The following is a 13888-nucleotide window of genomic DNA, read 5'->3' on the forward strand; positions in this document are numbered from 1 at the left end:
GGAGCAGCGGGGGTCGCGTGGGGTCCGGGAATTACTCCGCGGTCGGCGCCGTCGCGTCGCTGGAACCGAGGCCGAGGCCACCGAGGATGTCGGCGATCGAAGCGAAGATCTCCTGAACGCTGCCCATTGCAACTCCTACGTATTGTGTGAGGGGTGTGTCACCGCGCGGTGACGCGTCACACTATCGCACGCCGCGAGGGCGCGCGCACCCCCAAGTCTCGCTCTCTTTCACGCCCGTCACCACCGGGCCGCGGGCGCAAACAATCCGACCGGGTCGACGCGCCGACGGATCTGCGTCAGCCTCGGGTGGATGTCCTCCCCGAATGCCGCCCGCACCCGCTCGGCGGGCGCCCCGGTCACCGAACCGGCGAAGTTCACCAGCGACCCTCCGGTTACCCAGGGCTGCATCCGGTCGAGCACCGAATCCAAGGCCGCGGGAACCACGTCCGCGATCTCCGGAGCCAGCGCACCGATCGTGAACAGGCTGAAGGCGGCGGCCCGCCCGGCGACCGCGTTCGGCACCCCGGCGGGCCGCGCCAACGCCCCTCCCATCGCACGAATCTCGGCCATCGCCAACGGCAGCCCACCCTCCGGCCCGACGGTGGCGAGGAACTCGTCGATCGCCTCCGCGGGCAGCTCACGGAGCAGGGCGCCCCGCTCCGCGGCCGGCATCGGCTCCGTCGGATCGGCGTGGATCGCCCCCACGTCGGCGTACATGATCTCGGTGACGGTGTCGATGATCGGCGTGCCAAGGGCCCGGAGCGCGGCGATCCACGGCTCCCCGTCCTCGGTGTCGCTGGCGTGCGCGAACCGCACATGGACCACCGACCGGCCGCGCAGCGGCTCGGGCAGATCCGGCAGGGGCGGGAGGTTCAGCACCGCGACGGACGAGCCCACCGTCTCCGGGATGGTGTGAACCCACTCCCTCCAGCCGTGCAGCACCCGGGCCGCGTCCGCGATGTCGAAGAACAGGCCGCCGGCGAGCAGCGTCTGGATCTCGAAGAGCCGGAACGTGATCTGGGTGACGATGCCGAACGCCGCACCTCCGCCGCGGAGCGCGAAGAACAGTTCGGGATCGGTGTTCGCGTCGACGCGGCGCAACCGGCCGTCCGCGGTGACCACCTCGATCTCGAGGACGTGGTCGGCGGCGAAACCGTAGGTGCGTCCGATCGGCCCCATCCCGCCGCCGAGGGTGTACCCGACCACCCCGACATCCGGCGCGGATCCGCAGAGCCCGGCCAGGCCGTACGGCGAGGCGGCGTCGAGCACCTGCCGCCACTTCACCCCGGCGCCGACCGTCGCGGTGCGGGCGTGCGCGTCGACGGAGATCGAGTCGAGCAGAACGGTGTTGACGAGGATCGAGTCCGGACCGACCGCGGCGGCGCCGTGCCCGGTGGCCAGCACGGCAACGGTCAGCCCCGCCTCGGCCGCGACGCCGACCGCGGCGGCGACGTCGGCGGCGCTCGCCGCGACCACGACCGCGGCGGGCCGGTGCACGGTGGCGCAGTTGAACGCGGCGACGGCGAGGTCGTAGCCGCCGCTGCCGGGCGCATGGACCGGGCCCGCGACGGCGACGTCGAGCGCCGCCGCGATCGAGGGAAGTGCGGGGGACGATTCGTTGATGCTGGTGGACATGGGATTCCTCGTCTCGGTGGAAGGTGACGAGATCAGGACACCGGGCATCACTTACCGAACTCTTACTCCCCGCTTGGAACCCACCTCGCCAACGCCCCGGCCAGCAGTTCGTTGACCTGGTCGCGGCTCAGGTCGGCCCCGGACGCGGCGTGACGCCGGTAGTCCTCGGCGCTCACCGCGCCCCGGATGGTGGCCGCCTCCCTGGGTCCGTCGACCGGGTCCATCCACTCCGGAAGGAAGCCGATCCGGCTGCCGTGCGAGTGCACCGCACCCGCAAGCGTCACCGCCTCGACCGTCGATCCGCGGCGCGCGAGGGCGGCGGCGGAGGTGTGGACCAGGACGAGCCACGAGGTCACGTCACCGTCGATCTCGAGCATCTCCTGCATGTGCACGGCCGCAGCCAATGCGTCGTCGAGGCGATCGAGGTCCATCGCCGCCTTCATCAGCGCCCAGGTCGACGACGTGGCGACCCACCGGTTGCCGACCCGTTCTCCGCAGGCGATCGCACTCACCAGTTCCGACCATGCCTCTTGTGAGTGGCCGAGGTTGCGCAACACCATTCCGAGGACCATGCGGGCATCGGCCTCGCCGAATATCGACTCGGCCGCGATGGTGCGCTCCACCCCTCGTCGGCACAGGACCACCGCCGCGTCGTGGTCACCTTGCATCGAGTGGAAGTAGCCTTCCCATGCCTGCATGCGGGCGGCATGGGCCTCGACGCCGACCGCTTCCCACAACTCCGAGGCGCGGCGCGCGGCTTGCGCTGCGCCCGCCGCGTCTCCGGTCAGGTAGGTCAGCGAGGCGATGCCCGTCAGTGCGTGTGCCAGGTGCTCCCGATCGACCGGCCCCGCACTCGCCGCGACCCCGTCGACGGCGGCGTTCAGGAACCCGAGTCCCTCGCCGATCCGGCCACGGCGGTACCAGAACCAGTACAACCCGCCCGAGATCTCGAGTGCGTAGTGCGGATCACCGGCCGCCAGCGCCGACGCCATCGCGGCCCGGTGCTCGGAGTCGTCCGCCGCGATCTCGTTCATGATCGCGACGGAATGGGTGCCGTACAGTCCGTCACCCGCGGCGGCGACCCTGGCCCGCACATGCTCGCGGTGCGCGAGCGCGGCCGCTGCGTGCTCCTCGGGTTCGGCCTGGTCGAGGGCGAACTGTTTGATGGTCTGCAGCATCCGGTAGCGCCGCGGCGAGGTGCCGGGCAGCACCTTCAGCAACGATCGGCGCACGAGCGCCGTCAGCGGTTCGACGGCGGAGAACTCGGAGGCTGCGCCGGTGACGGCCGCGGCACCGGCGAGGTCGAAGCTGTCGGCGAACACCGCGACCTGCCGCAGCACCCGCGCCTGTTCGTCATCGAGTAGCCGGTAGCTCCAGTCGATGGTGTCCACGAGTCTCCGCTGCCGGGGCGGGGCACTGCGAGACCCGTTGCGCAGCAGGGTGAACCGGTCCCCCAACCCGTCCGCGATCTGCTGTTCGGAGAGCACCCTCAACTGCGCCGCGGCCAGTTCGATGCCCAGGGGTATGCCGTCGAGTTCCCGGCAGATGGTGTGCACCGCAGTCGCGTTCGACTCGTCGAGGATCCATCCCTCGACCACGCCGCCCGCTCGCGTGGCGAACAGTTCGACGGCCGAGTCCGTGTCCAGCGGGGCGACGTCGAACAGGACTTCCCCGTCGACGTCGAGCGGTTCGCGGCTGGTCGCCAGCACCTGCACCTGGGGGCACTGCCCGATCAGCGCCGCGGCCAGGTCCGCGGCCTCGGCGACGACGTGTTCGCAGTTGTCGAGGATCAGCGCGGTCTTGCGGCCGGCGAGCACTCCGGCGAGATGCTCGGCGGTGCCGACTCCGGGCAGGCCGAGCGCGGACGAGGTGGCGGCCGCGACCAACCCGCCGGTCACCGCGCCGAGATCCACGAGCCACGGCCCGTCCTCGTCCGGGCGACGGCCGCACACCTCCACGGCGAGCCGGGTCTTGCCCACCCCGCCGGGGCCGACGAGGGTGACGAGCTGATGTGCGGACAACAACGCCGTCACGGACTCGACGTCCAGGTCACGGCCGACCAGCCGGGTGCGCGGGGTGGGCAGGTTCGATGCCCGTGCGGGCGCCGCGGCAACGGGGACCGGTACCGTCGCCGGGGTCAGCGAATCGTCCTGCGCGAGCACCGCCCGTTCCAGGTCCCGCAGACCGATGCCCGGATCGATACCGAGTTCGTCGTCGAGGATCGCCCGGATCCTCCGCAGTGAGGCCAGTGCATCGGACTGCCGCCCGGCCCGGTACTGCGCGAGAACCAGGATCTCCCAGGCGCGTTCGTCGAGCGGGTGATCGGCGACCAGGACCTGCGCCCGGGTCGCGACGTCCTGATACCGCCCCTGGGTCAGGTCCACGCCGAGCAGTGACTTCACCGCGTCGACGTGCAGCGCGGCGAGGCGGGTGACCTCGGGAGCCGCGAACTCCGCTCCCCCGATGTCCGCGTAGGCCGAACCCCGCCACAGTGACAGCGCCTCGCGATACCGCTCGGCCGCGATCTCCGGCGTCGCGGAAGCCTGATCGGCGCCGCGAACGAGGTCCTCGAATCGGGCGACGTCGATGCACGTCCGGTCCACGGCGAGTGCGTATCGCGTGCCGTCCCGAACGAGTACCCCGTCGGCACGGCGAGCGCGGTCCGGGCTCAGCGCGTCGCGCAGTTTGGAGATCGCCACATGCAGCGAACTGAGTTTGGGCTGGTCCACACCGTGCCACACCTGGGCGAGAAGCCGATCGGCGGACACGGTGTGCGGATGCGCGAGTACGAGCGCGGCGAGCAGCGCACGCTGCCTCCCGCCGCCGAGATCGACCGGCGCCCCGCTGCGCAGCGCGGTCACCGGACCGAGCACCCGCAGATCGAGGCTGCTGGGCGGTTCCGGGCCGTCGGTCTCTTCCAGGCCGTCGGGCATGGGCCGTCCTCTCGTCGCACACCGCAGGTGGGACCGGAGGAACGGTACCGAAGGACAAGGTGATTGGCCTTGCGAAACAACCGCCGACGAGGCGACGTCAGCCCTCGGGCACGGCGATGCCACCGATGATCAGCGTGACGACGTCACCGGCGAGGGCGACGATCTCGCTCTCGTCCTGCCCTTCGATCGGCCGGTACCAGGTGTCGACCGCGTTGATGCTGCTGAGCAGTGTGCGGGCGGCGAGTGACGGGTCGGCCTGCCGCAGGGATCCGTCGCGCATGCCGTCGACGATCACGCCGTGGAACAGCCGCTCGTAGTCGCGGCGCAATTCGTTGAGTGCGAGCAGCGCGTCACGCTGACGGGCCTTGATCGCGGTCGAGGACTGGTCGCGGACGCCCTGCTGCACCACATGGTGGTATCCGAGATCGGTCATCAGGTTCACCACGTGGGCTCTCGACATCGCCTCGAGCCGCGCCCGGCCGGTGCCGGGGCCATTCGCGAGCGGACGGACCACGGCGTCGAGCCGGCGCATTCCGTCCTCGTAGACGCCGAGGAAGATGTCGAACTTCGAACGGAAGTGGTAATAGATCAGCCCCTTGGTGGCGCCGACCCGATGCGCGATGTCGTCGATCGTGGTGTTCGCGAAGCCGCCCCGCATGAATGCGTCGGCGGCGGCGTCGAGGATTCGGACGGTGACGTCGTCCGACGCGGAACTCGCATCACGCGCAGCACTCGCCTCGTTCACACCCTCACCTCCTCACACGCGGCCGCTCTCGACCCGTTCGAAGGGCTCCCCGTGATGATACTCCGTAGTATCCTAGGTCAGACCATGTTTCTCAGCGGAGCCGTGATCAGCTGACGGCTTGCGACCAAGGCAGGAAAAGGTAGCCACATGTCCGTGCTCGACAAGTTCCGTCTCGACGACAAGGTCGTCATCGTCACCGGCGCGTCCTCCGGGCTGGGTGTCGCCTTCGCGCAAGCGTGCGCCGAGGCGGGCGCCGACGTCGTCCTCGCGGCCCGCCGCGCCGAGAAGCTCGAGGACACCGCGAATCTGGTGCGCGCGACCGGCCGTCGCGCCCTGACCGTCGCCACCGACGTCACCTCGCCCGAACAGTGCCAGGCCATGGTCGACGCCGCGATGGCCGAATTCGGCCGGGTCGACGTCCTGGTCAACAACGCCGGCATCGGCACCGCGGTTCCGGCCACCCGCGAGACCCCGGAACAGTTCCGGTCGGTGGTCGACATCAACCTGAACGGCTCGTACTGGTGCGCGCAGGCGTGCGGCCGGGTGATGCAGCCGGGCAGCTCGATCGTGAACATCGCGAGCATCCTCGGCCTGACCACCGCACAGCTGCCGCAGGCGGCCTACAGCGCCAGCAAGGCCGCGATCGTCGGCCTGACGCGTGACCTCGCCCAGCAGTGGGGCGCCCGAAAGGGCATCCGCGTCAACGCGATCGCCCCCGGGTTCTTCGAGTCGGAGATGACCGACAGCTACCAGCCCGGCTACCTCGAGAGCCAGGCCTCGCGGATCGCACTGGGCCGCACCGGCGATCCGGCGGAACTGGCCGCCTCCCTGGTCTGGCTGGCGTCGGACGCCGGCGGCTACGTGACCGGGCAGACCATCGCCGTCGACGGCGGTTTCACGATCACCTAGAAGGCGCCCGGACGGCACCGAATCCGCCCCGGCAGCAGACGTGTTGCGGGGGCGACCGTCGCCACCACCGTGCGCCGACCGGCACGAACGTCACCGACGTACGTCGACCCGGGACAGCACCGAAGCCAGCCCCGCCCAATCGGAGGTGATCACACTCGCCGACCGGCCCGCCAGCTCCTCGACCCGCGCCGACGCCGCCACCGGATCGGGTGTGCGGCTGTCGATGGCCGGGGACACCTTGTGCGCATCGGTCATCACCAGCAGATAGTTGTTGTCCCGGTACCACCCGGTGTCGATGTTGCCGTTGACGTACCTCGACGCATCCCCGTCGAACACCACGAACCAGGGCCGCAACGAGGCGTCCGCGTACCGCAGTCGCGGATCGCCGGGCGCGGCGCCGTTCACGGCGGGAAATGCGACGGCGGAAGCCAGGTCGCCCGACGCGGCGAGATCGCGCAGGTGCGTGGCGTACTCGCGGTCGGTCCACAGGTCGTCGAGCGGATTGACCTCTTCCACGGTGCCCGGGATCAGGTCGATCACGAACCGGCCCGCGAGTTCGTCGCGGGCCGGCCAGCCGCGCTCGCGGACGGCGTCGTCGAGGGTGGCGGCATCGCCGAGCAGATCCGCAGGCGTGTACACCGCATCGCCGAGTCGCTCCCGCACGAGGACATCGAATTCGGCCGGCCCGCGCGCGATTCCGGCCGAACCTCCCGACCCCGTCGAACCCCCGACCGGTGCCGTGTCGAACCCGTCCTTCATCTCGATCTTCACCAGCACCGGGCGGTGAGTCGGGTTCGCGTCGTGCCAGGTGCGCAGGTCGGTCAGGCAGGCGCCGAGGTCACCGTCCCGCGGCCCGGTTCGCCCGTCGACCGATCCACCACCCACGCAGTTGTTGTCGTTCGCCAGCGGATTCTGGTGCGACACACGCCAGCCCGTCCCGCCGCCGTTCGTCCACACGTCGAGCTCGATGAGCGCGGCACCGGCATCGAGAGCATCGACGAGATATGGGTAGGTCGCCTTCTCGTAGGTGTTGTGCACTCCGACCGACGTCGTCTGGTCGTAACGCAGGCCACCCACCTCCGGGCCGCTGTCGGCGGCGGCCGACGCAGGTGCCGACACCATCGCCACGACCGCAGACACCACCAGCACCCGTCCTACCACATGCGCCACCACGGCCAGACCACCCTCTACGCTCGGACGACAACGCCTCGCGCAGCCTACGAGCAACCTCGTCCCACGGGGGCGCGTTCGGCGACACCGGAGCGGAACGGACACCGCACGAGGAGCTGCGCTTGCCCACCAACGAGATTCGACTGACTCGACAGGTCGCGGCGACACCGGAACGGGTGTGGGCGGTGCTCACCGATCTCGACGCGGCGGAGGCCACCCTTTCCGGGGTCACCCGTGTCGAGCGCGTCGAGGGTGCGGGATACGACGTCGGCACCCGGTGGCGCGAGACCCGGCGCATGTTCGGCAAGGAGGCGACCGAGGAGATGTGGCCACCAGGAAGGTGATGACGGACGATCTGCAGGACATCGCCGCGCGCGCCGAGCGGTCCTGATTCGCGTCCGCGAGGACGAGTCGGCACGCTCATCGGGTCGACGTCCGTCACGCTGGCGACATGGGTCCCGCCGCACAGAGTCATGCCGTCCGACCACGGTGTTCCCGGCTCCCGCCGAGGGTTTCGATGTCCGCCCACTCGTTGTCGGTCCGGCCCCGATCGGGGCCCCGGGCCCGGACCGCCAATTCCCGCCGATCGGACACTCGTCCAGGAAAAAGTGTCAAACCAACTATTCGGTCTGTCCGGTTCGCTACATTGCTTGCCAACACGGTGGTTTCGCATCCGACACCATCAGCACGGCACGCATCCCACCCACGGCGCGGTCGATCCTCGGGGAGGTCACAGATGAGCGCGACACGACACATGTACGGGCGACATGCCTAGGCCGGGCCCGGTCCGACCCCTGGTCGGGGTGAAGATGGACGCGAACCAGATTCAGCAGTACGACCAGCAGGCCGCGATCGAGGGCCTGTTGATGAAGTCCGGCAAACCCAACCGGTCCGAGCTGATCCGGATCAAGCTCGCATTCGCCGACGAGCACATGCCCGCCGGCTGGCGCCCTTAGGTCCGGGCCGGACCCGGCACCACAACCGACCTCGGCTACACCGACACCGTCGACAACTGCCACGCCCCGTCGCCCGACAACTCGAGCTGACGGGTGTGGTGCTGGTCGACGGTGCTGCGGTGGCTGACGCTGAACAGCATGCACGCGGGGACCTCGGTGCGGACCAGGTCGTACAGCGAGTACTCGAGACCCTCGTCGACCGCGGAGGTCGCCTCGTCGAGGAACACCAGCGCGGGCCGCAGCAGCAGGATGCGCGCGAACGCGATTCGCTGCTGCTCACCCGGCGAGAGGACTTTCGCCCAGTCCTGCTGTTCGTCCAGCCGGTCGACGAGGTTGCCCAGTTGCACCTTTCGCAGAACGGTCCGAATGGTTTCGTCGTCGAGGTCGTCCGCCGAGCCGGGATACGCAACCGCGGTGCGCAGGTCACCCAGTGGCAGGTACGGCATCTGCGACAGGAACAGCGTCTGCTCACCGGCCGGTCGACGGATCCGCCCCTCCGTGTACGGCCACATCTCGGCGAGGCTGCGCAGCAACGTCGTCTTGCCGCTGCCCGACCGCCCCTTGACGACGAGTGCATCCCCCGGTGCCATGGTCAGATCCAGGCCGGTGACGAGCGGGGTGCCGTCCGGTGTGCGCACGTGCACGCCGTCGAGTTCGAGCGCGTCGTCCAGATCCACTGCCTGGAGAGCAGGCATCTCGCGAGAGATGTGGTTGGCGCGGCGCAGGCCGTCCAGACGGATCAGGCTGGCGCGGTAGCCGGCGAAGGTGTCGTAGGACTCGCGGAAGAACGACAGCGAATCGTGCACCTGGCCGAACGCGGTGGCGGACTGCGTCACGTCGCCGAGGGTGATCGTGCCTGCGAAGAACCGTGGCGCCTGGATCAGGATCGGGAACACCACCGCGATCTGGTTGACGCCGAGATTCCAGCCGTTGAACTTCAGGGTCCGGAAGACGATCCGCCAGTAGTTGCGCAGGACCGCGGCGAAGCGGGCGAGCAGGCCGCGGCGTTCGACGCCCTCACCTCGGTAGAACGCGACGTTCTCGGCACCGTCGCGCACCCGGACGAGCGCGTAGCGGAAGTTGGCCGTGAGCCGCTCGTTCCAGAAGTTCAGCTGGATCAGCGGCCGACCCAGCCAGAACGCGACGATCGTCGAGATCAGGACGTACACGAACACCAGGAACACCATCGCCCGCGGGACCTCGGTGCCGAACACCGTCATCGGCCCGGACAGGTCCCAGAGGATCTTCGTGAACGAGACGAGGGAGACCACCGCACCGACCGCACCCATCGACAGCGATCGGGAGATCTGCACGAAATCGGTGATGTCCTGCTGGATCCGCTGATCCGGGTTGTCGATGGTGTCGTCCACGAACCGGTCGCGGTAGAACGCGCGTCCGTGGAGCCAGTCGGTGGTGACGTGGTCGGTGAGCCAGCGGCGCCAGCGAATGTCGAAGGCCTGGCCGATGTAGAAGTCGAACAGCGAGCGCGCGACGTGGATGGTGGCGAGAACCGCGAAGATGACGATGCTCGTCCAGAATGCCGACTCGGCCGCGTCGAGTGCGGCCGTGTCCCCCTGCGCGAAGCCCTGCGCCGCCAACTGCAGTGCGGTGTACATGTCGTTGCCCTGATACGAGAAGAGCACCGTCATCCGCACCGCGAACACGGTCATGAACAGCACCAGCGCGAGCAGTCCCCACACCGGTGCGCTGTCGCGGCCGGTGAAGTAGGCGCCGCTGATCCGCCAGAACTGTCTCCCCCACCGGGTGTAGCGCAGCAGCAGTGCGGCGACGATCACGAAGCAGACAGCCGAGATCCCGAACGCCTCGAGGGTCCACCGCAGACTGCTCCAGAACTCGTGATTCCAGTCCAGCGACGAAGATCCGGACATTCGCGACCCCTCCTCCTGCGGTGGGAAGTGCGTGCGCGAAGTCTAACGCCGGGCGAGTCATCCCGTCCGCACAAGCGGAGGTGGGCGGATCAGGACCGCACCAGTCCCCGCCGCGCCGCGCGACCTCCCGCGACGGCGGCGATCCCGATCGTGACCAGCGCCCCGAGCAGCAGCGCCGGGGCCTCGCCTGCGGCGAACAGCCCGAGCTGGGTGCCGACGGTGGCCGCCGCGACCGGGATCCCGAGCTGGGCCGCGGAGAGTGCGGCCAGCGGCAGCGGCTGCCCGAACAGCCGGGCCACCGCGTGCACGGCGACGGCCGCCACCCCGAGGCACACGCCGAGGCCGACATACGACGGGTGGTCGACGAGCGCCCTCAGGTCGAGGGACGCACCCAGCCAGACGAAGAACAGTGGACCGAGGAATCCCTCTGTGACACCGAACAATTGGCGCGCCAGCCGCCTCGGCTCCCCCACCCCTGCCAGCGCCAGGCCGAGCGCGAATCCCGCCAGCATCACCGACACGTGCATCGACACCGCGAGCGCGGACAGACCGAACAGCAACACCAGGTTCACCCGGAGTTCGAGCGCGAACCGCCGCTGCTCGGACTCCCGGTGGATGTGCTCCTGCAGTCCGGTACGAACCAGCCAGCGGAAGCACAGGAACACGGCCGCGGCCCCGACCGCGACGACCACCGCACCGACCGCCGCCCGGGGCGCCCGTCCCGGGTCGATGACGAGCGGCAGCGCCACGATGCAGGCGGTGTCGGCGATCGCGACCTGTGCGATGGTGTCGACGACCTTCGGCCCGCCGAGGCGCAGCGAGTCGACGATCGGGAGCACGAGCGCCGCCGACGAGGACGCGACGAGCACTGCGTAGAGGCCGGCCAACTGGGTGTCGAACGCGGCTGCCAGCGCGATCCCGACCGGTACCGCCAGCACCCCGACCGCGACCGCCCGCAGCAGGCCGCGCCGCAATGCGGGGCGGATCGAGGCGTCGCGGACGGGGACGTGGGTGCCCGCGACGAACATCACCAGCGCGAAACCGACGTCCGCGAGGAACGTCAGGGTCGGATCGGTCGGGTCGATCAGGTGTGCCCCGCTGGTCCCGATCAGCATTCCGGCCGCGAGCTCGCCGAGGACGACCGGCAGGTTCCAGGTCCGGCGCACCGCGAGCAGTGGGCCGAGCAGGGCGACGAACGAGACGAGGGCCAGTGTCCCGAATCCCATGTTCCCTCCCGGTAGGTGTCCCGTCACGCCCCTCCGGGAGGGTGTCAGCTCCGCTTCGGGAAGTGCCGAATCATCCCTTCCTGCACGACCGTTGCGAGCAGGTCGCCGCCCCGGGAGTAGAAGCGTCCGGTCGCCAGTCCGCGGGATCCGGCGGCGACGGGAGACTCGGTGGCGTACAGCGTCCACTCGTCGAACCGGAACGGCCGGTGCAGCCAGATCGAGTGGTTGACGGTGGCCGCGACGATCCGGTCCAGCCCCCAGGACAGGCCGTGCGTGGTGATGATCGAGTCGAGCACCGTGGTGTCCGAACCGTAGGCCAGCGCCGCGGCGTGCAGCAGCGGGTCGTCCGGCAGCGGCCCGTCGGTGCGCATCCAGACCCGGTTGTGGCCGAGTGTCTCGCCCGTGCCCTTGAGGATCCAGGACGGGTCGTTGGCGTACCGCATCTCGATCGGCCGCAGCGCGCCGACGAAGTGCGGCAGGACGTCCTCGAAGCCGACGAGCAGTTCGCCGACCGACGGCAGCGTCTCGGGGTCCGGGACGTCCGGCAACGGCGCCCCGTGTTCGAGCCCGCGGCCGTGTTCCTGGAACCCGACCAGCGCCACGCACAGCTCGCGTCCGTCCTGCAGGGCGGTGACCTGGCGGTTCGCCAGCGCGCGCCCGTCGCGGAACCGCGCGACGCGGTACTCGATCGGTTCCTTCACGTCGCCGCCGCGGATGAAGTGCACGTTGATCGCGTGCAGCGGGCGGTTGCCGTCGACGGTACGTCCGGCCGCGATCACCGACTGCGCGACCAGCTGCCCCCCGAAGGTGCGGCTGCCGATCCCCCTGCGGGACGGATGCCGGCCGAGGAACGTGTCCTCACCGGTCTGCTCGAGATCGAGTAGACCCAGCAGGGTTTCGAGATCTTCCGCTCGCTCCGGATCTTCCAACCGGTCCGTCACGACCTCGCTGCCGGCACCCGCATCACTCACCTATGGTCCTCTTCCCCAATCCGATGGACGTGAATCAGATTGGTGGAGCCTACGGTGCCGGGCGGCGATCCGGCGACGATAACCACGAGATCGCCCTTGTTGTACCGGCCGAGGGACAGCAGCGCCGTGTCGACCTGACCGATCATCACGTCGGTCGTCGACACCGGCGGAACCAGGAACGTCTCCGTGCCCCAGGTCAGGGCGAGCTGGCTGCGCACCTCGGGCAGCGGGGTGAACGCGAGCAGCGGCAGCGGGGTGTGCAGCCGCGCGAGACGGCGCACCGTGTCGCCGGACTGAGTGAACGCGACCAGCGCCTTCGCGTCGAGGCGCTCGCCGATGTCGCGGGCGGCGTAGGAGATCACTCCCCGCTTGGTGCGCGGCACATGGGTCAGCGGGGGCACCCGCGTCGACTCGGTCTCAACGGCCTCGACGATGCGGGCCATGGTCTCGACGGTCTCGATCGGGTACTTGCCGACCGACGTCTCGCCGGAGAGCATCACCGCGTCGGCGCCGTCGAGGACGGCGTTCGCGACGTCGGACGCCTCGGCGCGGGTGGGCCGGGAGTTCTCGATCATCGAGTCGAGCATCTGCGTCGCCACGATCACCGGCTTGGCGTTCTCCCGGGCGATCTGGATGGCCCGCTTCTGCACCAGCGGGACCTGCTCGAGCGGCAGCTCCACGCCGAGGTCACCCCGAGCGACCATCACCGCGTCGAACGCGAGGACGACGGCCTCGAGTGCCTCGATCGCCTCCGGCTTCTCGAGCTTCGCGATCACCGGGACGCGGCGGCCGACCCGGTCCATCACCGCGTGCACCAGTTCGACGTCCGCGGGCGACCGCACGAAGGACAGGGCGATGAAGTCGACACCGAGCCGCAGCGCGAACTCGAGGTCCGCGATGTCCTTCTCCGACAGCGCGGGCACGGAGACGTTCATGCCGGGCAGGGAGACGCCCTTGTTGTTGCTGACCGGTCCGCCCTCGGTCACGCGGCAGACCACGTCGTTGCCGTCCACGCGGACGACCTCGAGGCCGACCTTGCCGTCGTCGACGAGCAGCCGGTCGCCGGCCTTGGCGTCGGCCGCGAGTTCCTTGTAGGTCGTCGAGACCCGGTCGTGGGTGCCGTCGCACTCGTCGACGGTGATCCGGACCTCCTCGCCGTTCTCCCACACCGTCGATCCGGTCGCGAAACGCCCGAGCCGAATCTTCGGACCCTGCAGGTCTGCCAGGATGCCGACGGCCTTGCCGGTGGCATCGGACGCGTCACGGACGAGGCGGTAGTTGTTCTCGTGATCGGCATGCTCACCGTGGCTGAAGTTGAGCCGGGCGACATCCATGCCGCTCTCAACGAGTTCGCGAATCTTCTGTTCGGTGGCCACCGCGGGGCCCAGGGTGCACACAATCTTTGTCCGTCGGGTCACGCGCTCAACCCTAGTCCGTGAACCGATTCAGTTCCA

Annotated in this window: 11 protein-coding genes; 3 read left to right on the forward strand and 8 right to left on the reverse strand. The window is 69.7% G+C overall.

Features of this window, described 5'->3' with window-relative positions; genetic code table 11:
• Positions 1-237 precede the first annotated feature (237 nt).
• The 3 genes from ACWEPG_RS18415 to ACWEPG_RS18425 all read right to left on the reverse strand — a co-directional run bounded on the left by ACWEPG_RS18415 (position 238) and on the right by ACWEPG_RS18425 (position 5313).
• On the reverse strand, positions 238-1635 hold the full coding sequence (locus ACWEPG_RS18415) for an FAD-binding oxidoreductase (RefSeq protein WP_452594952.1): 1398 nt from the start codon (positions 1633-1635) through the stop codon (positions 238-240).
• A 62-nt stretch (positions 1636-1697) separates the two neighbouring features.
• Positions 1698-4568: a BTAD domain-containing putative transcriptional regulator gene (locus ACWEPG_RS18420; protein ID WP_452594953.1), complete on the reverse strand. Its 2871-nt coding sequence runs from the start codon at positions 4566-4568 to the stop codon at positions 1698-1700.
• Positions 4569-4665: 97 nt separating this feature from the next.
• Positions 4666-5313: a TetR/AcrR family transcriptional regulator gene (locus tag ACWEPG_RS18425; protein WP_450135137.1), complete on the reverse strand. Its 648-nt coding sequence runs from the start codon at positions 5311-5313 to the stop codon at positions 4666-4668.
• 147 nt (positions 5314-5460) lie between these two features.
• Between ACWEPG_RS18425 and ACWEPG_RS18430 the strand changes: the two genes are divergently transcribed.
• The gene (locus tag ACWEPG_RS18430) at positions 5461-6222 is read left to right on the forward strand and encodes an SDR family NAD(P)-dependent oxidoreductase (protein ID WP_450115504.1); all 762 of its coding nucleotides are present in this window, start codon (positions 5461-5463) and stop codon (positions 6220-6222) included.
• A gap of 90 nt (positions 6223-6312) precedes the next feature.
• On the opposite strand, the gene ACWEPG_RS18435 is transcribed toward ACWEPG_RS18430, so the two are convergent.
• The gene (locus ACWEPG_RS18435) at positions 6313-7392 is read right to left on the reverse strand and encodes a phosphatidylinositol-specific phospholipase C domain-containing protein (protein ID WP_452594954.1); all 1080 of its coding nucleotides are present in this window, start codon (positions 7390-7392) and stop codon (positions 6313-6315) included.
• 122 nt (positions 7393-7514) lie between these two features.
• Here ACWEPG_RS18435 and ACWEPG_RS18440 point away from each other — a divergent pair, with 122 nt between their 5' ends.
• Positions 7515-7736: an SRPBCC family protein gene (locus ACWEPG_RS18440; protein WP_452594955.1), complete on the forward strand. Its 222-nt coding sequence runs from the start codon at positions 7515-7517 to the stop codon at positions 7734-7736.
• Positions 7737-8201: 465 nt separating this feature from the next.
• Positions 8202-8348 (forward strand): hypothetical protein, encoded by a 147-nt coding sequence (locus tag ACWEPG_RS18445; RefSeq protein WP_450115507.1) that lies wholly within the window; start codon positions 8202-8204, stop codon positions 8346-8348.
• Between the two features lie 35 nt (positions 8349-8383).
• On the opposite strand, the gene ACWEPG_RS18450 is transcribed toward ACWEPG_RS18445, so the two are convergent.
• The 4 genes from ACWEPG_RS18450 to pyk form a co-directional block, all read right to left on the reverse strand.
• Positions 8384-10237 (reverse strand): ABC transporter ATP-binding protein/permease, encoded by a 1854-nt coding sequence (locus ACWEPG_RS18450; protein WP_450115508.1) that lies wholly within the window; start codon positions 10235-10237, stop codon positions 8384-8386.
• Positions 10238-10326: 89 nt separating this feature from the next.
• Positions 10327-11463 carry a cation:proton antiporter gene (locus tag ACWEPG_RS18455; RefSeq protein WP_452594956.1) on the reverse strand — a complete coding sequence of 379 codons (1137 nt, stop codon included), beginning with the start codon at positions 11461-11463 and terminating at the stop codon, positions 10327-10329.
• 44 nt (positions 11464-11507) lie between these two features.
• Entirely contained in the window at positions 11508-12392 is an 885-nt protein-coding gene (locus ACWEPG_RS18460) for an acyl-CoA thioesterase (RefSeq protein WP_452595051.1), read from the reverse strand.
• A 38-nt stretch (positions 12393-12430) separates the two neighbouring features.
• Entirely contained in the window at positions 12431-13852 is a 1422-nt protein-coding gene (gene pyk / locus ACWEPG_RS18465) for a pyruvate kinase (RefSeq protein ID WP_450115510.1), read from the reverse strand.
• Positions 13853-13888: the final 36 nt, after the last annotated feature.

It is taken from the genome of Rhodococcus sp. NPDC004095 (assembly GCF_053604015.1).